This window comes from Culturomica massiliensis (assembly GCF_900091655.1).
Classification (GTDB): Bacteria; Bacteroidota; Bacteroidia; order Bacteroidales; family Marinifilaceae; genus Culturomica; species Culturomica massiliensis.
Window position 1 is genome coordinate 3,333,802 of sequence record NZ_LT594621.1, and the last position, 25,149, is coordinate 3,358,950.

At 42.6% G+C, this 25,149-nt stretch carries 21 protein-coding genes; 8 read left to right on the forward strand and 13 right to left on the reverse strand.

Features of this window, described 5'->3' with window-relative positions; translation table 11 throughout:
- Window positions 1-84: 84 nt before the first annotated feature.
- The 3 genes from BN8908_RS14915 to BN8908_RS14925 form a co-directional block, all read right to left on the reverse strand.
- Window positions 85-1,452 carry a PCMD domain-containing protein gene (locus BN8908_RS14915; protein ID WP_021987798.1) on the reverse strand — a complete coding sequence of 456 codons (1,368 nt, stop codon included), beginning with the start codon at window positions 1,450-1,452 and terminating at the stop codon, window positions 85-87.
- An 82-nt stretch (window positions 1,453-1,534) separates the two neighbouring features.
- Complete coding sequence (locus BN8908_RS14920; protein ID WP_021987799.1) at window positions 1,535-2,395, reverse strand: VIT1/CCC1 transporter family protein; 861 nt, start codon at window positions 2,393-2,395, stop codon at window positions 1,535-1,537.
- A 104-nt stretch (window positions 2,396-2,499) separates the two neighbouring features.
- Window positions 2,500-3,438, reverse strand: a complete 939-nt coding sequence (locus BN8908_RS14925; protein ID WP_021987800.1) for a ribose-phosphate pyrophosphokinase — start codon at window positions 3,436-3,438, stop codon at window positions 2,500-2,502.
- Between the two features lie 401 nt (window positions 3,439-3,839).
- Here BN8908_RS14925 and BN8908_RS14930 point away from each other — a divergent pair, with 401 nt between their 5' ends.
- Window positions 3,840-5,207: a dipeptidase gene (locus BN8908_RS14930; protein WP_068691439.1), complete on the forward strand. Its 1,368-nt coding sequence runs from the start codon at window positions 3,840-3,842 to the stop codon at window positions 5,205-5,207.
- A 181-nt stretch (window positions 5,208-5,388) separates the two neighbouring features.
- Here the strand turns inward: BN8908_RS14930 and BN8908_RS14935 are convergent, their stop codons facing one another.
- The 3 genes from BN8908_RS14935 to nadD form a co-directional block, all read right to left on the reverse strand.
- Window positions 5,389-6,279 carry a YitT family protein gene (locus tag BN8908_RS14935; protein ID WP_068691441.1) on the reverse strand — a complete coding sequence of 297 codons (891 nt, stop codon included), beginning with the start codon at window positions 6,277-6,279 and terminating at the stop codon, window positions 5,389-5,391.
- Window positions 6,280-6,699: 420 nt separating this feature from the next.
- Entirely contained in the window at window positions 6,700-7,659 is a 960-nt protein-coding gene (locus tag BN8908_RS14940; protein ID WP_068691443.1) for a hypothetical protein, read from the reverse strand.
- Window positions 7,656-8,225: a nicotinate (nicotinamide) nucleotide adenylyltransferase gene (gene nadD / locus BN8908_RS14945; protein WP_068691445.1), complete on the reverse strand. Its 570-nt coding sequence runs from the start codon at window positions 8,223-8,225 to the stop codon at window positions 7,656-7,658. Before nadD ends, BN8908_RS14940 begins: the two co-directional genes overlap by 4 nt.
- A gap of 209 nt (window positions 8,226-8,434) precedes the next feature.
- Here nadD and BN8908_RS14950 point away from each other — a divergent pair, with 209 nt between their 5' ends.
- Window positions 8,435-9,043 (forward strand): trimeric intracellular cation channel family protein, encoded by a 609-nt coding sequence (locus BN8908_RS14950; protein ID WP_021987805.1) that lies wholly within the window; start codon window positions 8,435-8,437, stop codon window positions 9,041-9,043.
- 180 nt (window positions 9,044-9,223) lie between these two features.
- Here BN8908_RS14950 and gmk read toward each other — a convergent pair whose 3' ends face one another.
- A complete protein-coding gene (gene gmk, locus BN8908_RS14955) occupies window positions 9,224-9,790 on the reverse strand; it encodes a guanylate kinase (protein ID WP_021987806.1) in 567 nt (188 codons plus the stop codon).
- 224 nt (window positions 9,791-10,014) lie between these two features.
- Entirely contained in the window at window positions 10,015-10,893 is an 879-nt protein-coding gene (locus BN8908_RS14960) for a YicC/YloC family endoribonuclease (RefSeq protein WP_068691447.1), read from the reverse strand.
- A 410-nt stretch (window positions 10,894-11,303) separates the two neighbouring features.
- On the opposite strand from BN8908_RS14960, the gene lepA reads away from it, so the two are divergent.
- The 3 genes from lepA (at window position 11,304) to BN8908_RS14975 (ending at window position 14,770) form a co-directional block, all read left to right on the forward strand.
- Window positions 11,304-13,091: a translation elongation factor 4 gene (gene lepA / locus BN8908_RS14965; protein ID WP_021987807.1), complete on the forward strand. Its 1,788-nt coding sequence runs from the start codon at window positions 11,304-11,306 to the stop codon at window positions 13,089-13,091.
- Between the two features lie 299 nt (window positions 13,092-13,390).
- Window positions 13,391-14,023: a putative quinol monooxygenase gene (locus BN8908_RS14970; protein ID WP_021987808.1), complete on the forward strand. Its 633-nt coding sequence runs from the start codon at window positions 13,391-13,393 to the stop codon at window positions 14,021-14,023.
- Between the two features lie 27 nt (window positions 14,024-14,050).
- Entirely contained in the window at window positions 14,051-14,770 is a 720-nt protein-coding gene (locus BN8908_RS14975; protein WP_068691449.1) for a gamma-glutamyl-gamma-aminobutyrate hydrolase family protein, read from the forward strand.
- 87 nt (window positions 14,771-14,857) lie between these two features.
- Here the strand turns inward: BN8908_RS14975 and BN8908_RS14980 are convergent, their stop codons facing one another.
- The 5 genes from BN8908_RS14980 to BN8908_RS15000 all read right to left on the reverse strand — a co-directional run bounded on the left by BN8908_RS14980 (window position 14,858) and on the right by BN8908_RS15000 (window position 21,664).
- On the reverse strand, window positions 14,858-16,225 hold the full coding sequence (locus BN8908_RS14980; protein WP_021987810.1) for a TrpB-like pyridoxal phosphate-dependent enzyme: 1,368 nt from the start codon (window positions 16,223-16,225) through the stop codon (window positions 14,858-14,860).
- A 234-nt stretch (window positions 16,226-16,459) separates the two neighbouring features.
- Window positions 16,460-17,824 (reverse strand): MFS transporter, encoded by a 1,365-nt coding sequence (locus tag BN8908_RS14985; protein WP_068691451.1) that lies wholly within the window; start codon window positions 17,822-17,824, stop codon window positions 16,460-16,462.
- Window positions 17,825-17,867: 43 nt separating this feature from the next.
- Complete coding sequence (locus BN8908_RS14990) at window positions 17,868-18,923, reverse strand: OmpA family protein (protein ID WP_068691452.1); 1,056 nt, start codon at window positions 18,921-18,923, stop codon at window positions 17,868-17,870.
- A gap of 45 nt (window positions 18,924-18,968) precedes the next feature.
- Entirely contained in the window at window positions 18,969-20,144 is a 1,176-nt protein-coding gene (locus BN8908_RS14995) for a M24 family metallopeptidase (protein WP_068691453.1), read from the reverse strand.
- Between the two features lie 11 nt (window positions 20,145-20,155).
- Window positions 20,156-21,664, reverse strand: a complete 1,509-nt coding sequence (locus BN8908_RS15000; RefSeq protein ID WP_068691455.1) for a discoidin domain-containing protein — start codon at window positions 21,662-21,664, stop codon at window positions 20,156-20,158.
- Between the two features lie 110 nt (window positions 21,665-21,774).
- Between BN8908_RS15000 and BN8908_RS15005 the strand changes: the two genes are divergently transcribed.
- The 3 genes from BN8908_RS15005 (at window position 21,775) to speB (ending at window position 25,065) form a co-directional block, all read left to right on the forward strand.
- Window positions 21,775-23,079, forward strand: a complete 1,305-nt coding sequence (locus tag BN8908_RS15005; protein WP_021987815.1) for an amidohydrolase family protein — start codon at window positions 21,775-21,777, stop codon at window positions 23,077-23,079.
- A 73-nt stretch (window positions 23,080-23,152) separates the two neighbouring features.
- A complete protein-coding gene (locus BN8908_RS15010) occupies window positions 23,153-24,031 on the forward strand; it encodes a DUF3078 domain-containing protein (protein WP_021987816.1) in 879 nt (292 codons plus the stop codon).
- 179 nt (window positions 24,032-24,210) lie between these two features.
- Window positions 24,211-25,065, forward strand: a complete 855-nt coding sequence (gene speB, locus BN8908_RS15015; protein WP_021987817.1) for an agmatinase — start codon at window positions 24,211-24,213, stop codon at window positions 25,063-25,065.
- Window positions 25,066-25,149 lie beyond the last annotated feature (84 nt).

The following is a 25,149-nucleotide window of genomic DNA, read 5'->3' on the forward strand; positions in this document are numbered from 1 at the left end:
TGTCGGCTTAGTTGATTTTACGTTTCGGGTTTCTTTTTGTATAAAGATTATAAAACCTTTTGTGTATTATCAGTTGTAGAATATTTAATAGTTTATGACGACATTGTCAGCAGTCAGCTTACTTCCGACAGCACCGATAAAAATATCTCCTTTCCGGCTGGATGTCATGACGATAGCGATGTGTGTCGGTTCGATATGGTTGTAGGCGCTGTTGTATTCGATGGGAATCGTGTACGTGTGCCAGTTTTTTAGCGTTTGGTTTTTTCCGTCGAATATGAGTTCTCCTTCCCCGAGTATTGTCAGATCCGGAACCGGTTTTTCGTGGTATTCCAGTGCGCCTTTTCCACCCCAATGTAGAATTTTTACCCAGATTCGTCCGGAATCTGTTCCGGTCAGGTTGTGAAGTTTATATTTCCCGCTTTCTTTTACAGATTGTTGTAATTGACTACCTGCTATATATTTGGCGTCGACACTGATGGATATCGGTTTTAACGTGAAGGGAATTCCGAAATGAGTCATAGCCGGCGGATTGTTCAGGGCTGAAATTTTCATTTTGAATTTCCCGGTAAAGATAGTTCCTGCCGTAATCAGTTCTCCGATACCCAAGCTGTTCAGGTTCTGCAACCCGGTTGTCATTTCTGCTGCTTTTCCGCCATTGTACAAAACCGGTTTGGTACCTTGTACAAAACTGTTGTTAGCTGTTGCCCAGCCTAGGCCTTCTCCCGGAGTAGGATCGATATTTACACTTTTGCTTCCTTCGTTGATCCACAATTCGAAATCAGAATTTTCAATGGAAGAAACGAGTTGGATGTTCCAGGTTCTTTCATCTCCGTTTGCTGCTTTTAATGTGATGTGTTTTTCAGTATCCGAAGGTGAGGTAAACGTGAAAGAGTCTCCGTCATTATAATCCACATATTCAGCATCTTCTGTTTTAGTGAAAACAGGGGTGATGATGAGGGGCCAGCTCAGGTTCTTTTTCAAGATGATGCGGATGTTGTTCCGCCATTTGGAAACCGAAGCTTCTTCTTCCGTCAGATTTATGGACTCTAATTCTATCTCGGCATTCAGTTTATCTACCAATTTGATCTCTGCCGGATGTGGTTTTCCGCTTTCGGAGATCAGGTAAAAATTGTGTGAGTCATATATATTCTCAAAAGTAAATTCCTTGAGATTTAATTTTTGATCATTTGCACTGATGGCGTCATCCGTCGTTTTGGAAAGACGGATATCTGTAGAAATCGTCAAGGGAAAATTTTTTCTTCCGAATTCCAGCGGAATTAAAACCACATTGTCATTGATAATTATATTTTCCCGGTCCAGTTCTATACCCGGAGAAATATTTGTAATAGCAAAAGAAATAATTTCAGCATCGTCACTCAGATCATTGACTTTCGTACACGAAGCCAGCCCCAACAATCCTGTCAATAAAAAGTAAAGAATACGCTTTTGCATAAAATTTTATTTAAATTATAATTTGTCTATGTCCGAGATTTAAATATTCAGCAAAATGAATGCCAAAAATACTTTGTCGGATTTATAATTCTATTCCGGTAAATATTCGTAAGGCATAACCGATACCGAAACTGATCGCAGCAATGCCGAGACTGATGATAGCCATTTCGGAGAAACGCCGTTTAAAGCTTTCGCTACGTACAACAGCATAATAATAGTTGAAGACAGCGATAATGAGCAAGGCTCCGGAGAGGCAAACACCCAAAGCTCCGTATACGTTCGGCATAAATACGAACGGTGCTATCAATACAATAACAGTGATTATATACGCAATTCCGGTGTAAATGGATGCTTTTATTGCATTTTTTCCGTCTTTTTCTGCCCGGGTAGACAGGTATTCCGAGGCTGCCATTGAGAGTGCAGCAGCGATTCCGGTGATTCCGCCTGTAAGAGCAACCAGTCTGGGAGATTGCAGCGCAAATGTGTAACCGGCCAGGGCTCCTGTAAATTCGACTAAGGCGTCGTTCAACCCCAATACCACAGAACTCATATAATTCAACCCTTCCTCGTCGATCAGACCGATAAGCTTGATCTCGTGTTTTTCTTCTTCCGTTGCCATCGTCTGCAGATCAACGTTGTCCCAGTTTTTGTATACATGTTGGGCGATGACTTCCCCCTTTTCCATCAGTTTGATTCCGAATGTCAGGCCGAATAAACGGGCAACCCAGACACAACGCCGGATTTTCCAACGATCGGGAGCCGGTGTACAGCCGGTGTATTTTTCGAGCAAGCGGTAATGCTTCATCTCTTCTTCGGCTAGTTCAGAAAGAATCTGCCGGTTGTGTGCATTTTTTTGTATCCGTGACAGACGGTTGTAAATGTGATATTCTGTAATTTCATTTACCTGAAAGGTTTTAAGTTGTTTGATTTCTTCAGAAGACATGGTGTATTAAATTTAAGATGAAAATAAAAGAGGCTTTTGACGGCCTCTTTTAATCACTGTCGTTTAGATTAACGACATGAAATATGGTGAAGTTACTTTATTCATCAAAGAATAAAATGATCACTGATGGATCTGTGTTCTAAAACGTTCCGGATGGTTTCCGCAAACATATCGGCTACAGAGATGATTTTGATCTTGGAACTTTGTTTTTTCAATGGGATGGAATCGGTGAAAATCACTTCTTCTAAGGCCGATTTTTCGATCCTTTCATAGGCTTCACCTGAAAGAACGGCATGTGTTGCAACAGCTCTTACTGTTTTTGCACCCATTTTCTTCAGCATATCGGCTGCTTTACAGATCGTTCCGGCTGTATCGATCATATCGTCGACGATAACGACATTTTTATCTTCGACATTACCGATCACTTTCATTTCAGCCACTTCATTCGGTTTCTCCCGTGTTTTATGACAGATAACCAATCCTGAATTGAAGAATTTTGCCCATGAATTAGCCCGTTTTGAACCGCCGATGTCCGGAGAAGCAATCGCCAGATTATCCAGTTTTAAGGATTGGATATAAGGAGCCAGTACGGTTGAGCCATACAGATGATCTACCGGAATGTCAAAAAATCCCTGAATTTGGTCGGCGTGTAAATCCATTGTCATGATCCGGTCAACACCTGCTGCATGGAGCATATTGGCAACCAATTTTGCTCCGATGGCTACACGGGGCCGATCTTTGCGGTCTTGACGGGCAAAACCGAAATACGGAATTACGGCTATGACTTTGTAGGCGGATGCCCGTTTAGCGGCATCGATCATCATAAGCAACTCCATAAGGTTATCACTGGGCGGAAATGTGGACTGTATGATAAATACATGGTCCCCTCTCACGGTTTCGTCGTAAGCGGTTGCAAATTCCCCGTCGCTGAAATGCAATAAGGTTTTTTTACCTAATTCTAAATCGAGAGATTTAGCGATGTTGTCAGCAATATATCTGCTGTTTTCTCCGGTAAAAATCTTGACTTCGGAAAGATCTGACATATAAATTTTGTTCTTGATTACACTACTGCAAAAGTATATAATTAATCGGAAATACCGAAAGATTTAATCTATAAAGCCGGGAGGAAAATTTTAGATTTTAATTTTAAGTGTGGCACAGAGGTCGGTCCGATAAAAATTTATGATTTACGGTTTTTGATTGGAGTTGCAGACCGGTTTTCAGAGGGGTTTTTGATTGATATTATAAAATTGCAGAGTCATTAAATCACAAAAAAGATGTTGAGCAAAAAATGAAAACGAATCAGGTTGAAACGGAATCGTAAATCAAAAATCAGAAATTGTAAATCAGAAAAAGATTGGTTTTTTGCTTTGTTCTTTAAATTACCGATAACTGGACGATTTTTTTTATCTTTACCCCAAATAACTATTTAAACTCATAATTTATGAAAGAATTACAAGGATACATTGAGAAGAACAAAGAACGTTTTTTGGAAGAATTATTTGAATTGATACGAATTCCTTCGATATCTTCGGAAGCCGAACACAAACCGGATATGTATAAATGTGCCGAGAAGTGGTGTGATATATTGTTAAAAGCCGGCGCAGACAAAGCTGAAGTGTTTGAGACGGAAGGTAATCCGGTAGCTTACGGAGAGAAAATTGTAAATCCGGCTTTACCGACGGTGTTGGTATACGCACATATGGATGTGATGCCTGTTGATCCGCTTGATTTATGGAATACGAAGCCGTTTGAGCCGGTTGTAAAAGATGGTAAAATATGGGCCCGGGGAGCGGATGATGATAAAGGGCAGAGTTTTATGCATGCCAAGGCTTTTGAATATATGGTGCAAACCGGAAATTTGCCTTGTAATGTGAAATTTATGATAGAGGGAGAAGAAGAGATCGGTTCGCCCAGCCTGCCTAAATTTTGTCAGGAGCATAAAGATATGTTGAAGGCAGATGTTATTTTGGTTTCGGATACGAGCATGATTGCTGCGGATATACCTTCCATTACAACGGGTTTGCGGGGATTGGCCTATTGGCAGGTGGAAATGACAGGACCTTGCCGGGATTTGCATTCGGGATTGTTCGGTGGGGCTGTGGCTAATCCGATCAATGTTCTGGCTAAAATGATTGCCCGGATGGTGGATGATAAAGGTCATATTACAATTCCCGGATTTTATAATGATGTGTTGGTTGTGAGTGCTGCCGAAAGAGCAAAAATGGCAGAAGCGCCTTTCAATCCGGAGGCTTATAAAAAAGCACTTGGTGTGGATGATGTATTCGGCGAAGAGGGATATACGACCAATGAAAGAACGGGAATTCGTCCTACATTCGATGTTTGCGGAATTTGGGGAGGATATACCGGCGAAGGTTCAAAAACCGTATTGCCTTCTAAAGCATTCGCTAAAATAAGCTGTCGTTTGGTACCGAATCAGGATCACGAGAAGATTGCGGTATTGTTTAAGGAGTATTTTGAATCGATAGCACCGGATTATGTGAAGGTAGAAGTAACTTCTTTGCATGGAGGACCGGCTTATGTTTGTCCGATTGATTTACCGGCTTATAAGGCAGCAGAGAAGGCGTATGCAGAAGTGTACGGAAAAAATCCGGTACCTTTCCGTTCCGGAGGCAGTATTCCTATTATTGCCGCTTTTGAACGGATTTTAGGAATCAAATCTGTATTGATGGGATTCGGTTTGGAATCGGATGCCATTCATTCTCCGAATGAAAATTATCCGTTGGAGCAATTTTTTAACGGTATCAAGACAATTCCTCTGTTCTATAAATATTTTGCGGAACAGCATTAATTGCCAGAATAATAAAGCCCGTTCGGTATCATCTGCTTTTTCCGGAAGGGTAATACACTACAATAACCGGGAAGCGCTTCCCGGTTATTGTAGTATATTACCGTTTCCACTTGCTGTAATTGCAGCCGTATACCACTAAAGCATCCTGTCAGGAGATACTCAAAAAAAGATTGCGGGTGAATTAATTTTCCTCTTTCAAAGGTTTGAATCCATGGCCCAGGATTTCTTTAGAATCGATTACGTTAATAAAGGCATCCGGATCGATTTCCTGTATGCGGTGTCTCAGTATCATCATTTCGCGACGGGTTAAAACCGTATAGATAACATTCCGCTCTTCGCCCTGGTACATTCCGACGGCAGGCAATAAAGTGGCTCCCCGGTTGATATCGTTTATGATGACTTGTTTTACCATATCGACTTGTTTGGTTACAATCATCATGGTCTTGTAGACAGATCCTCCTTCCAGTACGACGTCGATAACCTTTCCTTCGATAAAGACAACGATCCAGGAATACATCGGCAGTGTCCATTCTCCGAATGCGAGGACGGTAGTCAATGTGATGGTACAATCCACTAATATGACTAATTGCCCTAAGGAAATGTGAGTGTATTTGTTCAGAATCATAGCGATGATATCCGATCCACCGGAAGTTGCCCGGGATTTGAAAATCATCCCGATCCCGATTCCATATACGATTCCTCCGAAAATAGCAGAGAGTAGTTCCTGGTTTTCTCCCAGTAAAGCTCTGTACCCGTATATTTCGTGGATAAGACCCATAAAGAGCGGAATAGCAAAAGTGCATATAACCGTTTTAATGCCGAATTTGGGTCCTAGGAAATAAATGCCGATCAGCAGTAATGGAATATCCATGCACAAAGCCGTTAACTCGGTACGCCATCCTAATAGATGGTGTAATACGATAGACAACCCATAAGTACCTCCCGGGGCGAACCGATTGGGTTCGGCAAATAGAACCGCTCCCAGGGCGAAAATAAAACATCCTCCTATCAACCAGGAATAAGTAACAAAAAAATCTTTAGAAAATAGTTTCTCTTTTGTAACGAAAGCCATAACATACAACTTATAATTTGACGATGGCAAATGTATAAATTGTTTTCAGCATTAATTTCCGTTTCTGATCGTTTGGTAATATTGTTATATTATTTATGATCAGTGTTTTATGTGTTTATGGGTGTGCATATTCATACACTTGTCGGCATATTTATACAAAAACCTTTTTTCAATCTGAAAACGATTGAATTTTTTGATTAATAATTTTTATGTACCCCAGATTTCGCGGATTTGATGATTTATGACTATGATCCGGAGGAACGGGATCGTTTTGAAAAAATTTTAAATTGGGTATATAAGCTGGCTTGAGGAGGATTTATGATTGCACAAATCAGCTTATTGCAGATAAGGAATCAAGTTGCGGCAGAATCGTAAATCTAAGATCATAAATCAAAAATAATTACATTCGGTTACAGTATATCAGCGGTGTCTTTTTCGGTTTTTGAATAATCCATGCCGGATTTGGCCCCGGTCGGGATTGATGAGTAAAGTTAAGTCGATAAAAGGAAGGATACTGATACGGGGGGCTTTATCGTATGAATTTACAAAGGTACCATCCGGTTGTGTTGTCTGTCCGATCCATTCGGATATCCGGATATAGGCTGCTTTACAGGCGGCTGAAATTCCGACCCGGGGACTGATGTAGTAAGTGAGTCTGACATTGCCTTCCAGAGCATAGTCCGAAGACAGGTCGATACTGTATAAGAGAGCGTTTAAACTATAATGGAAACGGTTGGAAAAATACGAGTCGAATTGCAGGCCTCCGTAATACAATACTTTTTTGTTCAGGATTTGCGTATGATAAAGTGAGTGAAAGTAATCGAACGGGGGAATTGTATTTTTTCCGCTGCTTAAATAAAATTCAGTTCCCAAACGGAAGCTGAGAATCTTTTCCGGTGCAGGATTAGGGCATCCCAATACCTGCGGATTTATGAGCCAGGAGAGAATCAATTCGTGACGCATGGCTATACCGGGATCCAATTTTACAGAATCGGCAATGAGGTCTTTAAAACCTGTCGATTGAAGAATTTTTAATCCCGGCCAGGGGCAGTATAACGTATGTTCGCTGCTGAAAGAAATGCGATTGCCGTGTAGCCAGCGATGTTTGATTCCCAGGTTGGGCATAATCCACTCTTCGCCTATATGCAGCAAGAGTTCCGTCGATTTTGTCATTCCGATGCGGGAGGTATTGAAAAGACTCAATTCTGCCCCATCGCTTTTGATGATTCCGGCTGTTCCCGTATGCCAGGAAGAAGTAACCGGCTGGCCTTTGCTTTTCCCCGGAATATTCCGTTGCAGCCATTGATTTTCGTCTTTGCTTTCTTGTGCGGGAAGAGAATAAAATAAAAAAGAAAGCAGAATCGATAATATGATTTTCATAAAAATTGGCGGTAATATTCTAAAATTGATTTTATTGCATGTGCCGGAACGAAATCGGTTATGTCTTCGCCTTTTTCGATCTTTTCCCGGATTTCGGTGGAAGACAGCGGGAAAAGAGGAGCATCTATTTTTGTGATGTGTGTGTGTGAAATGGCCGAAATGTCAATACCGGGACGTGGATACACAAAAACCGGCCACCGGGCGGTGATTTCTTCGTGTTTTTTCCACAAATGGAAATTACGTAAGTTATCGGCTCCGATGATCAGGGCGAATGTTTTCTCCGGATGATTTGCCGATAGTTTGTTTAATGTGTCAATTGTATAGGACGGTTTGGGCATTCCGAACTCGATGTCACATGCCTGTATATTTTTTTCTCCGGTCAAAGCGGCTTCCAGAATTTCCAAACGCTTGTTTTCTGTGAGTAAGGTATCATTTTTTTTCAATGGATTATGCGGACTGATGACGAACCAGATTTCGTCGCATAAATGATTTATCAGCAAATATTTTGCTATCTGGATGTGCCCGTTGTGAATCGGGTTGAATGAACCGAAAAAAAGTCCTGTCATGAAATTCAATGTTGGAATAAACGGTCAAATATATGATTTTATTATTACTTTTGCGCCCGCAAAAAAAAATTGATACGTATAAATTTTAAGTGTAAAGAGGATTTTTTATGCCTGTAGATTTTACCGATTTCATAGATTGAATGATTTTTGATTTTAAAGAGAAGCAGGACAATAGAATCACAAAGTAAAAAAGGCAAATCATAAATAATATGTTGGATTTTATAACAATTATCGATTATATCGGGACATTCGCTTTTGCGATCAGTGGTATTCGTCTGGCATCGGCCAAGCAGTTCGATTGGTTCGGTGCCTACGTTGTCGGTTTGGCTACAGCTATCGGCGGCGGAACGATTCGTGATATATTGCTCGGCGTGACTCCTTTTTGGATGACCCAGCCGGCTTATCTGATCGTTACCGGAGTAGCCGTATTGTTTGTGATCGCATTTGGAAAATACGTTATTCGTTTGAATAATACGTTTTTTATTTTCGATGCTATCGGCTTAGGGCTGTTTGCTGTCGTCGGAATAGAGAAGAGTCTGGCTTGCGGGTTTGATTTTTGGGTAGCCATCATTATGGGAACAATGACGGGTGCTGCCGGAGGAGTGATTCGGGATGTCTTTATCAATGAAGTACCTTTGATCTTTCGTAAAGAAATATATGCTATTGCCTGTATTTTCGGCGGTTTCGTCTATTATGTATGCATGCATATCGGTTTCCCGCCGGCATTTACCCAATTGGTTGCTGCGATAGGTGTGATTATGGCGCGTGTATTGGCTGTAAAGTATCACATCAGTTTACCGGTATTGAAGGGACTGTAAATAGATTTTGGATTTACGATTTTAGATTTACGATTCTGGTTTAACTCGATTCGTTATTTACAGTCCGCCGATTTGTGTGATTGGTCAAAAATCGTAAATTAAAAATCCTTTTCAGTCCGGCTTGTGTAGCCCGTCTGAAATTTAAAATCTACAATCTGCATTTAAAACGCCGGATTTGTTTCAGGCGTTTGTCAGGAAATCTCTGACTTTTTTTTCTGCTTCGGCTTGTGCTTCCGCTAAATTGTCATTAACGATGATCGTATCAAACCGATCGGCAAAGCTCATTTCGTATTCGGCTTTGTTTACCCGTTCTTCAATTTTTTCAGGACTGTCGGTATTCCGTCCGATTAACCGTTGGCGCAGGCATTCGATTGAAGGAGCCTGTATAAAAATGGAGAGCGCATTTTTTCCGAATTTTTGTTTGATATTGATACCTCCTTTGACATCGACATCAAAGAGAACTGTGTGCCCTTTTGCCCAGATACGCTCGACTTCCTGTTGAAGGGTACCGTAGAAACAGCCGGGATAAACTTCTTCCCATTCGAGGAATTCATGGGCAGCAATTCGTTTTTTAAAATCGTCCTGGGTGAAGAAATAATATTCTTTTCCATGTTGTTCCTTGCCTCTCGGTTGACGGCTGGTTGCCGATATTGAAAATTCCAGCTCCGGGTTTTTATCCAATAAATACTTGACGATGGTGCTTTTCCCGGCTCCGCTCGGTGCTGAAAATATGATTACTTTTCCCATAGATAGACCCCCATTTATTTTGACTTACGATTTTTTGACTTACGATTTCTGATTTTTGATTTACGATTCTGTTCGAACTTGATTCATTTTTATTTTTTGCTCAACGTCTTTTTCTGATTCCATGACTCAGCGACTTTATATATCTATTAAAAATTGTAAATCAAAAATCTTTAACAGGCCGCTCTGTATGTCTGATCGTAAATCTGAAATTAATAACCGTGTTTTTATAAAATATTCAAGCTTTGTTCTTTGATTTTTTCAAGTTCGTCTTTCATACGTACAACCAATTTCTGTATGTCGTGATCGTTGGCTTTTGAACCCATCGTATTGATTTCTCTTCCGATTTCCTGGGAAATAAATCCGAGCTTACGTCCGGGAGCTTCCTCTTTTTCTGCCGTTTCGATAAAATATTTGCAATGGTTATTCAAACGTACTTTTTCTTCGGTAATGTCCAGTTTCTCGAGGTAATAAATGATTTCCTGTTCCATGCGGTTTTGATCGACATTACGGATTTCCTCCCATTCTTTCATTTTTTCCATAAGCCGTTGACGTACGCTCTCTATCCGGCGCCCTTCGTATTGAGGCACTTCGGCAGCAAAACTTTTGATCAGATCGATACGATGCAGAATATCCCGGATCAGTACTTCGCCTTCCTGAATCCGGAAAGTATCGAGAGCTTTCAATGCTTTTTCGATACCGCTTTTTAAAGCCAGCCATTCCTCCTCGTTCAACTCTTCAGTTTGTTGCTTTAAGGTATCCGGAAAGCGCATAATGGTTTGGAGTAATTCGTTGTTATCGGTATCTATGCCTAATGTACCAGCGATTTCTGTCATTTGCCGGAAATATTGTTCTATTACCGGGCGATTGAGGGCAACCGTTTTGTCGGTTTCCGAATTATCGAAATAAATGCTCACATCGACTTTGCCCCGTTCGAGGTAAGTTTTCGCAAGATTACGGATGTCCATTTCTTTTTCTCTATAAAGATTCGGCATCCGGAGGTTGATATCCAATTGTTTGGAATTCAGGCTTTTTACTTCGATAACGACTTTCTTCTGATTGTATTCAACCGTCGCTTTACCGAAACCGGTCATGGATTTTATCATAATGTATTGATTTCTATGTACTTTATTAAATTAGTTTTCCGTTTAAAGACTTTTATAATTTTTGATTAAAAAGATTATAAAATTTCCGAATCAGTCAATAGACTTGTTTCGAAACACAAAAATAACTTTTTTGCCGGATAAACTGCCGGAGATTGGAAATTATGTTATTGACGGGTGCGGGGGAACTGCTTTCGGTTGAATTTATGATTTTCTATATCGGATAACGGTTAGGGAAGTTGATTTTAGGGGTATATTTCTGTAAAATAAAAATCATTATCTTTACGGTCTGAAAATTCTTTTGTCGTTTAGGGAGAAAGGATTACGGTTAAAAAGAGCCGGATAAGTATGGAAAATGGCTGTCCGGGATATTCACATGAACAAAGGAGTCGCTTAAAATTTAAATAGAATATATGGAAAATATCCGCAATTTTTGCATTATAGCACATATCGATCATGGGAAGAGTACACTGGCAGATCGTTTGCTGGAGTATACGGGAACTGTGACGGGAAAAGATTTGCAGGCGCAGGTGCTGGACGATATGGATCTGGAAAGAGAGAGAGGGATTACGATTAAAAGTCATGCCATACAGATGGATTATCTGTATAAGGGGCAAAAATATGTATTGAACCTGATTGATACTCCGGGACATGTGGATTTCTCGTATGAGGTTTCCCGTTCTATCGCTGCTTGTGAAGGGGCCTTGTTGATTGTCGATGCTACTCAGGGAATTCAGGCCCAGACCATATCCAATCTCTATCTGGCGGTAGAGAATAACCTGGAGATTATTCCGATATTGAATAAAATGGATATGCCGAATGCCATGCCCGAGGAGGTGAAGGATCAGATTGTGGAACTGATCGGATGCAAGCGGGAAGATATTATTGAAGCCAGCGGAAAGACCGGATTGGGGGTAGAAGAGATTTTGCACGCAATTGTGGAGCGTGTCCCGCATCCGGAGGGCTTTCCGAGCCAGCCTTTACAAGCTCTGATCTTTGATTCGGAGTTCAATTCTTTTCGGGGGATCATTACCTATTGCCGTATTGTCAACGGGAGTTTGAAAACCGGGGATAAGGTAAAGTTCGTCAATACCGGAAAAGAATATATAGCGGATGAAATCGGGGTGCTTCGTCTGAAGCCGGAGCCCCGCAAGGAGTTAAAAACCGGAGATGTGGGTTATATCATTTCCGGTATCAAGACTTCTTCGGAAGTGAAAGTCGGGGATACGATTACGCATGTGAATGAACCGTGTGATGTGGCGATTGACGGTTTTGAGGAAGTAAAGCCGATGGTCTTCGCGGGTATTTATCCGATAGATGCCGAAGATTATGAAGATTTACGGGCTTCGATCGAGAAATTGCAGTTGAATGACGCTTCATTGACTTTCGAGCCTGAATCGTCGGCAGCTCTTGGTTTCGGTTTCCGTTGCGGATTTTTGGGTATGCTTCATATGGAAATTGTACAGGAGCGTCTTGACCGGGAATTCGATATGAATGTCATTACGACGGTTCCCAACGTAATGTATATTGCTCATACGACTAAAGGAGAAGTATATGAGATGCACAATCCGTCGGATATGCCGGTAGCCAATGCCCTGGATTTTATTGAGGAGCCGTTTATCCGGGCCCAGATCATTACGCCTACGGAGTATATCGGCCCGATTATGACCCTTTGTCTTGGAAAACGGGGTATTTTGCTCAATCAGCAATATCATACCGGAAACCGGATCGAGATTACATATGAAATGCCGTTGGGAGAGATCGTATTCGATTTTTACGATAAGTTGAAAAGTATAACGAAAGGATATGCTTCTTTCGATTATTATCAGATCGGCTACCGGAAGGCAAATCTGGTCAAACTGGATATTTTGCTGAATGGGGAATCGGTCGATGCCCTTTCGGCTTTGATCCATTTCGACAATGCTTATGATTTCGGCCGGCGGATTTGTGAAAAACTGAAAGAATTGATTCCCCGCCAGCAGTTCGATATTGCGGTACAGGCGGCTATCGGTGCAAAAGTCATTGCCCGTGAAACGATAAAGGCTGTCCGGAAGGATGTGACGGCCAAATGTTACGGAGGTGATATTTCCCGTAAGCGTAAATTACTTGAAAAACAGAAGAAAGGAAAGAAACGGATGAAACAGATCGGTAATGTCGAGGTTCCCCAAAAAGCTTTCCTGGCTGTGTTGAAACTCGATTAATGATAATTTCTGACAAGCCGTGTATGAAAAAACGATAAGAAAGTTGATGACCGGGAGGGCAGGTGATTATGTTTTAAAGTTCCTTTTCATATACGGAATGTACAGATGATACTTTGGAAATGCTGAAGGCTTCTTTTTTGATTCAGCAAGTCCGGGATAAAGAGTTGGTTTGAGGGCATACAGCAGATCGAAGCAAACGGAGGAGACCATTGTACGGTATTACAATTTCTCAACCGGACGATCGAAATGCCCGGTGAGAAGTATAGATAATACCCATTCGCTATAAATTTAATCTTTTTATGATGGAATATTTCAATAAAGAAACTGCGGAACAATTGACTCTGGTGGCTGTTTTTAAAGCCAAACCGGGTAAAAGGGATGTCCTGAGACAAGCTTTGATATCTTTGATCGATAAGACCCGGGCTGAAGAAGGATCGGTGAGTTATCATCTTTATGAAGACCGTGAAGATGCGGATCGTTTTATTTTCCATGAAATTTGGGCCAATGAGACTCTGTGGAAGAAGCATATGCAGAGTGAACATATCGTTCATTTACTGGCTGCTGCCGATGAACTGTTCGCCGAAGAACCGGTTATTCAGCGTTGGCAGCGTTCTGTGGCTCCGAATCCGGTTATCGAGCCCGATTCGTTGGTTTTGTTTGCCTATAACCGCTCGTTACCGGGAGTAGAAAAAAAGTGGCAAAAGATACTGGAAGACTTGATTGCTCCGACTCTGGCGGAGAAAGGGGCTTTACATTATGAATTGCATATCAGCAAGGAAGACCCGTTGGATTTTATGTTTCACGAAACCTGGAAAACAGTCGGGACCTGGAACGACCACATGGTTGCTCCTCATTTGACCGCTTTACTGGAGATTATCAATGATTATACGGTGAACGGTATTACGGTTATCAAAACCAGACCGATAGCCTGATTTCAGAGGTTTTTATTTATATATTGTATGCAACCTTTGATAGGTATCAGTACGAATTTCCGGACGGTGGATGGAGGTAAATTCATCGGCATGGAACAGGTATATGTCAATAAGGACTATATCGAAGCGGTTGAAAAGTCCGGAGGAATTCCTCTGCTTTTACCCCCGGTATCCGGTTTGGAGGCTATACAGGAATATGTCCGCTTGTGTCATGGGTTTATTCTTTCGGGTGGCGGGGATATTAATCCGCTTCTGTACGGATGTACGCCGCATCCTAAACTGGAAGCTGTCAATACCGGGCTTGATCAGCTGCAATTGTTACTTGTGTCGGAGATATTGAAGACGGATAAGCCTTTATTAGCGATTTGCCGCGGGGCTCAATTGTTGAATGTCGCTTTGGGAGGTACTTTGTACCAGGACATGAGCGAGGTGCCGTTTCCGGTCATGTTGCATAGTCAGATTGCTCCCCGGGGCGATCGGTTTCATGCTGTTGCCCTGACGGAAGATTCTATCCCCGGTAGTTTGTTCGGACATCAGTTGTGGGTGAACAGTTTTCATCATCAATCTATTAAAGAGTTGGGAAAAGGATTGCGGGTAGTTGCCGTTGCTTCTGACGGTATCGTCGAGGCTGTGCAATCGGATGAAAAATCTTTCGTATTGGGCATACAATGGCATCCGGAAATGATGTTGGTTGCTTCTGGTGAAATGTTACCTTTATTTTGTAAGTTTATAGATTCCTGTAAATGATATCTACTTCGGGCGGAGCCCGGGGCGTTGAATGAAAAAGGGGGCAGTTTCTATTATGCCCCCTTTGCTTTTCTGATTTTTGTAATTTCAGATTAACTTTTCCAATTTGTCGATACTTTCATGAATGGTAGAGTCCGGTAGTTCGTAGTTGACGAGATTGCCGGCATTGTATTGGTCGTACGCTGCCATGTCGATCAGGCCGTGGCCGGAGAGATTGAAAAGTATCGTTTTCCTTACCCCTTCTTCTTTGGCTTTTAAAGCTTCACGGATAGTGGATGCAATGGCATGACAGGATTCCGGTGCGGGAATGATGCCTTCTGCCTGGGCAAAGAGTGTTCCTGCTTTGAAAGATTCCAATTGCGGAATGTCTACGGCTTCCATGTATCCGTCTTCTTTCAGTTGGCTGACGATGGTTCCGGCTCCGTGATACCGTAATCCGCCTGCATGAATGTTGGCAGGTGCAAAGTCATGGCCGAGGGTAAACATCGGCAACAGGGGGGTATAGCCGGCTTCATCCCCGAAATCGTATTGGAGTATACCCCGGGTGAGTTTGGGACAGGAAGCCGGTTCTGCTGCGATAAAGCGGGTTTGACGTCCTTCCAGAATGGTGTGCCGCATAAAGGGAAAAGAGATGCCGGAGAAATTAGAACCTCCGCCGAAGCATCCGATGACAATATCCGGGTATTCGCCGGCCATTTCCATCTGTTTTTCGGCTTCCAGTCCGATGACAGTCTGGTGGAGCGATACATGGTTGAGTACACTTCCCAGGGTGTATTTACAGTTCGGGGTTTGTGTCGCCAGTTCGATGGCTTCCGAGATTGCTGTTCCCAGACTTCCCTGGTGATAAGGATGTTCGGTCAGTATCTGTCTTCCTGCTTTGGTGGACATGCTCGGGGAGGCAATTACCTGTGCGCCGAAAGTTTGCATGATGGAACGGCGGTAAGGTTTTTGCTCGTAGCTGATTTTTACCATGTATACAGCCAGTTCCAGGCCGAATGCTTTGGCTGCATAAGATAGGGCAGCCCCCCATTGACCGGCTCCGGTTTCTGTCGTAATATTCGTAATACCTTCTTGTTTACAGTAGTAGGCTTGTGCCAATGCCGAGTTCAGTTTGTGAGAGCCTACGGGACTAACGCTTTCGTTTTTGAAATAGATGTGAGCCGGAGTATCCAGTGCTTTTTCCAGGCCATAGGCGCGAACGAGGGGGGTACACCGATATTTTTTGTACTCTTCGCGAACAGCTTCCGGTATTTCGATAAAGGCATCGGTCTGGTTCATCTCCTGATCGGATACGGCTTTGGCGAAAATCGGGTAAAGATCTTCGGCTTTCATCGGTTGTTTGGTTCCGGGGTGTAAAATCGGGCGTGGTTTGTTTTTCATATCTGCCACGATATTATACCATGTTGTAGGAATTTCGCTTTCTGTTAAGATAAATCTTTTGTTTTTTGTGTCCATAATTCTGTGATTTTAATGTTTCTATTGTTTTTGTGTAAAAATTCGGATAAATAAAAAACCGCAGGCGGATTACCTGCGGTCTTTAGACTATTTAATTAAATACAATAGCTACGCCCATCCACCTGTTTTGACAAATGAATTACGCCACCACCATATATTTAACATCTGTTTCATGCTTTTTTTCTGAAATGTGGAAGCAAAGCAAGTGAAAAACTTTGAAAACTCAAAATAATTTTAGGTCTTTTTTCTTCGGAGGCTGCTAATAATGGCGGACAGAATAGCAAATCCGGCTCCGAAAGTCAAAGAAATCCGCATTCCGTTTGTAGGGAAAACGGCAAACATAATGGCTGCTGCCGCTGCTCCTATGGTTTGTCCTAAGAGCCTGGCCATGCCCAGCATACCGCTGGCTCCTCCACTGCGGTTAGGGGGAGCTGAGGCGATGATAGTACTGTTGTTGGGTGTTAAGAAAGTTCCGAAACCGATGCCTCCCAATACCATCCGCCATATAATGTCGAAGTTGGTGGGATGATCCGGGATGTTTCCCAGCAGAAAGAGGGCTGCACCGAAAATGGCGAGACCGATGCCTCCCAATAGCCCTGCATTCATACGACTCATGAGCCGGCCTGCCAATGGAGCGGAAATCATAGTGGCAATGGGCCAGGGTGTCAGTAAAAGTCCGGTTTCCACTTCATTGAGGTGTAATATCCGTTGAAAGAAGAAAGGTACGGATACCAGAGCCAGCATTTGAGCGATGAAAGCAACGACGGAAGTGACGACTGAAAGCGAGAATGTCCGGTTTTTCATGAGATCGACCGGAAGCAGGGGAAACGGATGATGCAATTGTCTCCGGATGAAGAAGTATCCGAAAGAGAGCATAACTAGAATTCCGGGAATCAGGATATACAGACGGATATCGTGAGCGAATCCGTCAATGCATGAAATCAGGAGGCCGAAAGTTAATGCGTTGAGAATGGCACTCGGAACGTCGAAACGTTGTCCTTCGACTTTTACCGGATTGTGGGGTAAAAACTTGGCACTTAGAATAAAGGCCGTCAATCCGATAGGGACGTTAATGGCAAATAGCCAGGGCCAGGGTGCTACCGAGAGGATTCCTGCTGCAACGGTCGGGCCGGCTGCGGCAGCAACGGCGATGATGAGGGCGTTGGTACCCATTCCCCGGGGAAGAAGCCGGCCCGGATAAATGATGCGCAATAAGGCCGTATTTACGCTGGTGATGGCTGCAGCACCGAATCCTTGCAGGCCACGGGCAAGGACGAGTGTCCAGAAAGAGTCGGACAGGGCGCAGATCAGTGAAGTGATGCTGAATAGTAACAGGCCGCCGACGTATACTTTTTTATATCCCCAGAGGTCGCCCAATGAAGAGAAAGCCAATAAGGAAATTGTAACCGCTAGTTGAAAGGCATTGACCACCCATATCGAACTGGCCGGGTTCACATTCAGGTCCTGGGCGATGGTCGGCAGAGCTACATTGGCAATGGCACCGTCCAGTACGGCGACAGAGATACCGATGGCAATTGCTGTCATCGCCCATTTACGTTGGGGCTTGGGGAGTCCGTCAGGTATTTGTGTGGTTACCATAAATGCTGATAGGGATATTTTGAATTACAGTTGATTCATGTGTTTATTCCGGGACAGGTACAGTTTGCATTTCTTTGATTGTATACTGTATGTCACAAACAGTACGTTGTAGCCGGGGATATATGTAAGTAAGGAGATAGTGGTAATTGTGGGATTGCCGGAGTGCGCTAATCCGTTGTATATCGTTACGGTTGCTCCGGATGATGGAAAGAACGGTCGTTTTGTCGGAAAGATTTGATTTTTCAACTGCTGCTGCCAGGCCTTGCCAATCGTAAGGAACTGTTTTGAATTCAATTTTCATGTCCGGAAATCCCAAATCGTGGATGAAATTGAGTACTCTTTTATTGGCTAACCGTTGGTTGTAAGTATAGGAACCGTCAGGAGAACAATAGCTGGTAATGACGATTTGCTCTATTTTATAATCCGGATTGTTTGAAATCTGTTGTAGGAAATTGTTCATTTTTTTCAATTGAGAGGAATTGTCCGAGAACTCCGGACGCAGATAAGATACATTTGCCGGGTATAAAAAACGGAAATCGGTATTTTTCTCTATGGAGACTTCTTTTTTTACATATTTGACTTTTACCGGACCGGGGCCTAAAGGCAAATAAACGATTCCTTCAGCCAGTATTTGAGTGAAAGTCTGTTCGCTTTTCCGGCTTTGTAACACACTGGTTGCGGTCAAACGGGCCTGCGGCATCCAGAGTTGAAAAGGAACATCTTCATTGATCTTGATCTGCATAGCCTTTCTTGTATATTGAATTTTCCGTGCTTTAGCGAGGGCTGTCTGATCTTCTTCCGGTAATTGAGTCCGGCTGTCTTTTTCCCGGAATTTTTCTCCGGTGATTACAAGGGGTTGAAGTAAATATTCGTGTTCAGGCGTTGTAAAACGGGGAATATAGATTAAACGTTGTTTGTCCCCGATAAATCCCTGAGGAATATTCAATGTATATTCGACGTGAATTGTATAGGGATCGGTTTTTTGATTGACGAATAATTCCAGTTTTTCCGGAATAGCCGTAAATTTTAGACTATCACTGGAATATCCGTACCATGCTATGGATAGAAAAATGCATAGAATTATAAATGTCCGTTTCATATCTTTTTTTCAGATATAAACGGGAAATAAAAAAAAAGGTTAATTTTATTTTGTCAGTTCTACAATATCTTCCGGAAACCGGGTTATTTTTTCTAATCCGTTTTCTGTGACCAAGAATGTATTTTCGATTCCTACGGCTCCGGTTCCCGGAATGACGAATTTAGGCTCCAATGCGAATGTCATGCCGGGGGACAGTATTTCTACAGATCGCGGAGTCAATACCGGCGGTTCATTGATTTGTAATCCGACACCGTGGCCTACGAATTTGGCTTTTTGCCGGGTTCCCATAAAATTTGCCGAGAGACCGGCTTGGACAGCAATTTCTTCTGCTATTTTATATATTTGGCTACAGGGGGTTCCGGGGCGGGCCATACCGATTATTTTCTCTTGTATCTGCTGGGATGTTTCATGGGCCTTATAAGCTTTTTCCGGTAGTTTCCCGATGGCATATACCCGGGTCATGTCTGTTTGATAAGCCGTGTAGTTTCCGGACATATCGATCATGACAGAAGTCCCCGGAGTTAAAAGCGTTCCGTTGGCTCCCAGAGGTGAAGAGGGATGTATACCTGCTCCTCCGAGCGCAAAATCGAAAGGAGAAGGTATTTCTGCATTTTCTCCGGCCAAAAGACTCCCCATAAAGATTTCCATGTTGTTCCCGAATGCCCTGAAAAAACCGACCGAGCCGTTTTTTCGCATCCGGTATTCAATTTCGTATTGTAATTCCAAATCAGTCATGCCCGGTCGGTAGCATTCGGGGATCTGACTGTATGTCAAAGCATGGGCTTTTGCCGTTATCCGCATTTGTCCGATTTCCCATGGTGTTTTGATGGTTCTCAATTCCCGGAGCAAACGGGTGGCATTACTTGTTATCCGGGGATTGAAGATGTGTTGAAGCCGTATATATTCGGTATAACTTAACTCATCGGCTTCCAGCAGGAGATGTTCCGGCAGGGGTATACCGGCGGCTTTGAATAAGTCCGGCAGTTGTTCGGGTTTTCGGATATTGTGGATATTTTTACCGGAAAAATCGTTCGGACGTTTGACAAAAAAGTGAGGTTCTCCTTCTGCCGGCATATAAAAATAGCCGTTATATACACAACCGCAGAGGTAGTACAGGTTGATATTTGTACTTACTAAACAGCCGTCTGCTTTTGCATTTCGTATGGCTTTCTGAAGTCGTTCCTGTTTCAGTTGCAGGTCCTGTTGCTGTGTATTTCTCATGTTGTTGCGTTTTAGTATGCTCCGATTTCAGCCAACGTTGCAATTTTCGGATCATTTTCTGTATGATTGGATAGAATATCTATCGAAAATGCTTCTACGTTTTCGGGTTGTGGAAAATCAATTTCTTGGAAGTGTTCGGCTTTGAGGGTGTATAACCCGATCTTTTTCCATTTTCCTTTTGTACGGATACGAATAAGGATTTCTTTTATCGCTCCGTGTAAATTATTTCGTTGCGTAAAGGTTAGACCCCGGATTTTTTGTGTTTTGTCCAGCGTAATGGTCAGGTTGTGCGGAAAATCTTTTTTATAAGGAAACCAGGATGAATGCCAAAAGGTTTGGATATTTCCATCTAAAATATTTGAAACTGGAGAGTCGGGTTGCATATCTGATGCCGTTACAGACCATTTTGATTTATTTAGTTCTGTTTTTTTGATAAAATGAAAATCTGCCGGGGAGTTTTTGTTGAAAGGAACTGTGATGTAATATGTGGAGCCATTGGTGCAAAGAAAAATAATTCTGATTTGAAAATCCGCTCCTGCAAAGTTAAAAAGTTCGTTTTTCGGAATACGGAAAGCGAGGCTGTCTTGTTGCTGTGGTTTTACAAAGAATGATTCTGCATCGTAGTCCGTGTTTACTTCCCCGTAGGGTGCATTGTCGTAATAAATATTGATGCCGTTAAACGGAAGCGGTATATTGAATCCGCTACGAATATCTATGGTATGTTCCTTGAATTCGATGTGTAAGTTCCGGATGACAGGGCCCGCCGTATCCGGTTGGGAATAAAAGTCTTGCTTAACGGAAGAAAATACCTGACAATTGTTGAGAATCCCACAACTGGCTTTTGTCAGGAAGGTCGGTTTTATACTTAATGTGTAGTTACCGTTCCCCATGAGGGCTGTACCGTGACTTTGCCGCGTGGATACTGTTTCGCTGTTGTGGGGTAAATTCAGGCCATGCCCGAGTTCATGGGCCATGCCGCCCAACCATTTGGCTAACAGCGGATCTCCCAGGTGTTTTAAATCAAAATATTTATAATCCAAGGCAAAACAAATTTTACCCAGTCCGTAAAAAGGAACCCCGCCCGGATTTGTATCTTCCGTGATGGTCGGCATAAAAACAAGAGTATGTTCGCTGCTTTTTTCTTCCGGGTGTTCTGCGAACCAGGCGTCGATTTCCCGGACCGCTTTCCATCCACCTCCTTCATATGGGTAATAGTCTGCATTCTGCTGTGCCGGAATGACTGATATCTTTACTTTCCCGTCGGAATCTTTTCGAAGTCCGAAGGTTTTATCTCCGAAACCGTTATTTTTCATCCCTTGGCGGTAGAAATCCTGTGTATAAAGCAGGATATCGCTTAACCGTTGCCGGTAGTTTTCTATCGGTAGTTTGTCTTTGGGTAAAAAATATACGATGTTCAAGGCGTAAGCAGGTTGGTATTCTTTTTTTGCGGTTTTGCAACCATACCCCAATAAGGGTAATAATATGAGAATGTAAAGGGGCTTCAGATACGGTCTTTTCATGGTCTTTTAGTTTGGCGGGCAAAGTTATAAATTTAAACCAAAAGTAGGGAAATGGCGGGGGAATGTCTGTAATTTATGTACCTTTGTTAAGGTATCAAAAGAAAGACTGAATGGAAAAATTAATCTGTAATGCCCGGATACTGACGATGAATGCCGGCATGGATGTTATTGCTGACGGATATATCCGGATTAAAGACGGAAAGATTGAGGCTATCGGCCCGATGGAAGAATGTCATGTAGAGAATTTTCCGGGAGAAATAAAGGATGTTCGAGGCATGTTGGTAATGCCGGGATTTGTGAATACACATACACATGTGCCGATGACGATGTTGCGGGGATACGCAGACGATTTGCCTTTGCATACCTGGTTGACGGAACATATTTTTCCGGCGGAAGCCAGATTGGTGACGCCTGAAAATGTAAGGATCGCTACCCGTTTGGCTTTTGTGGAAATGATCAAGTCGGGAACGACTTGTTTTAACGATATGTATTTTTTTGAGGATGTGATTGCGGACGAGGCTAGAAAGGCTGGAATACGGGGTGTTATGAACGAGTCGGTTATCGATTTCCCGACCTCCAGCTTTAAGTCTGTAGATGAGGGACTGGCAATATCCGAGAAACTGATTCGGGAATGGCAGGGAGATCCTCTTATTCATCCTTCTGTTACGGTGCATGCTCCCTATACCTGTTCGAAAGAAACTTTACAGAAAGCTAAATGTCTGGCCGATCGTTATACTACTTTGCTGCAAATTCATGTTGCGGAGACCCGGAAAGAAGTCGAAGATATTACTGCCCGTACCGGAATGCCTCCTGCCGAATACTTGTATTCGATCGGCCTGCTCGACCGGAACGTTATTGCTGCGCATTGTGTATGGTTGAATGCCCGTGAGGTGCGACTGATGGCAGAATGCGGGACTTCTATCGGCCATTGTCCGAAAAGTAATTTGAAGCTGGCCAGTGGAATTGCCGATACGGATACTTATTTGAAGGCAGGTATAACGGTCGGTATCGGTACCGACGGTACGGCCAGTAACAATACGTTGGATATGGTGGAAGAAATGCGTTTTGCAGCTTTACTTCCTAAAGCCATGCATTATGACCCGGAAGCAGTAAATGCTGCGCAGGCTTTACGAATGGCAACTATAAACGGAGCCCGGGCATTGGGTTTGGAGGATGTAACCGGTTCTTTGGAAGTCGGAAAAAGTGCCGACCTGATAACGGTGAATATAGCTGCCAGTAATATGATACCAGTATATAACGATTACTCGGCTGTCGTTTATGCCATGAACAGTAAAAATATTCGTTCTTCCATGGTACATGGAGAATGGATCATGTTGGACCGTGTCGTTCTGCGTATTGATAAAGACGAGGCTATCGAAGATTTAAAAAATATCATTGTAAAAAATAACAAATAAACCTTAATTTTGTCTCATAAATGATTAAGCTGCATAGGCAGTTTTTTAGCTAAATCTTATAAATAAATCAGTTATGAGAAAATTAATAATCGTTTGTTTGGTGTTGAATACGGTGTGTTTGTCTCTTCGGGGAGAAGAGACTGTCAAAAAAGATTCCAGTTGGTCCCTCTCCGGAATGTCGGCTTTGACTTTATCGCAGGTCAGTCTCAGCAATTGGTCGGCGGGAGGTGAGGACGCTATCGGTTTTAATGTACAGTTTGCATACAATGCAGACTATAAAAAAGCAAAACATCTTTGGCAAAATCGTCTGGAGCTGGCTTACGGGTTGAACCGGACAGAAACAGACGGATCGAAAAAGACGAATGATAAAATTTATATTTCTTCAACCTATGGTTATGGGCTGACAAAAAGTTTGTATGTCAGCAGTATGGTGAGTTTTAATTCGCAGTTTGCAAAAGGTTATGACTATAAGCCGGACCCGAGAGTATTGATTTCCCGCTTTATGGCACCCGGTTATTTGATGGGAGGTCTTGGTCTGACCTGGAATCCGAAGGTTTATTTTACGGCAACTTTATCGGCGATATCGTGGAGAGGAACGTTTGTTACCAGCGATGTGCTTTCTGAACAAGGAGCTTATGGAGTAAAGCCCGGAGAGCATTTGTTCTCGGAGATGGGAGGTAATTTGAAGCTAGAGGTAAATTATGAATTCATGAAAAATATGACAATTTATTCCCGGGTTGATTTTTTCTCAAATTATCTGGAAGATACAAAAAATGTGGATGTCCGTTGGGATGTGTTGTTAAATATGAAAGTGAATAAATGGTTCTCTGCCAATATTTCCACAAATATGATTTATGATAACGATACGAAAATCGTACAAAAAGACGGTTCCAAGGGACCACGCCTCCAGTTCAAGGAGGTTTTGGGTGTCGGTTTTCAAGTGAATTTCTAAGATTCGACCGGTATTTTTACCGAAATATTTCGGGGGATAGCGTATCTATTCTGAATTTTTTTACACAGTCGTTTTTAAATTCAATTAAATAGCGTAGTTTTGTATCGTTATTTGGTCTGTAAGTCGTAGAGATTTTGATGGTTAGCGATTGTCGGACTTTATTTATAAAAGTAATGGATATGGAAAAACAGAATTACGGAGGATTGGATAATGAATTTACAAGCTACAAAGATGCTAAAATTGTAGTGTTGCCTGTTCCTTATGACGGTACCAGTACCTGGCTGAAGGGTGCTGATAAGGGGCCGGACGCTATTTTGGAAGCTTCTGCTAACATGGAATTGTATGATATTGAAACGGATTCGGAAGTTTATACGCAGGGAATAGCTACTCTGGACCCGGTAACCGAGTCCTCTTCTCCGGAAGCCATGTCGGATGCCGTTGAAATGCAGGTGGATACCCTTCTGAAAGATAAGAAATTTCCGGTTTTGTTGGGTGGGGAACATTCTGTCAGTATCGGTTCTATCCGTGCTTTTGCCAAGCATTATGAAGATTTTTCGGTGTTACAACTAGATGCACATTCGGATATGCGTGACTCATACGAAGGGTCCGATCACAATCATGCCTGTATTATGGCACGCGCTAAAGAAATGGCGTCTGTGGCTCAGGTGGGAATCCGCAGTTCCTGTATTGAAGAAAAACACAACATCGATCCGGACCGGATTTTTTATGCACATGAAATTAAAGAGTCTTCGAACTGGATGTACGATGTATCTGAAAAGTTGAGTGATAATGTTTATGTGACGATAGACCTGGATGTTTTTGATCCGGCGTACATGCCTTCGACCGGTACGCCTGAACCGGACGGTTTGACCTATCGGGAAGTGATGAATTTTTTGAAACTGATCAATGAACGTCACAATATCATCGGTCTGGATGTTGTGGAATTGTGTCCGAATGAAACGAATAAAGCCCCGGATTTTCTGGCATCTAAATTGATTTATCAGATTTTGAGTATGAAATTCAATAATCGATGATCTGTAAATCCAGTCTCATCCGGAAGGGGTGACGTTGTTGCCGGATGCTATACATTAATCTGATTGAGTCAGTAAGGTCCTCAT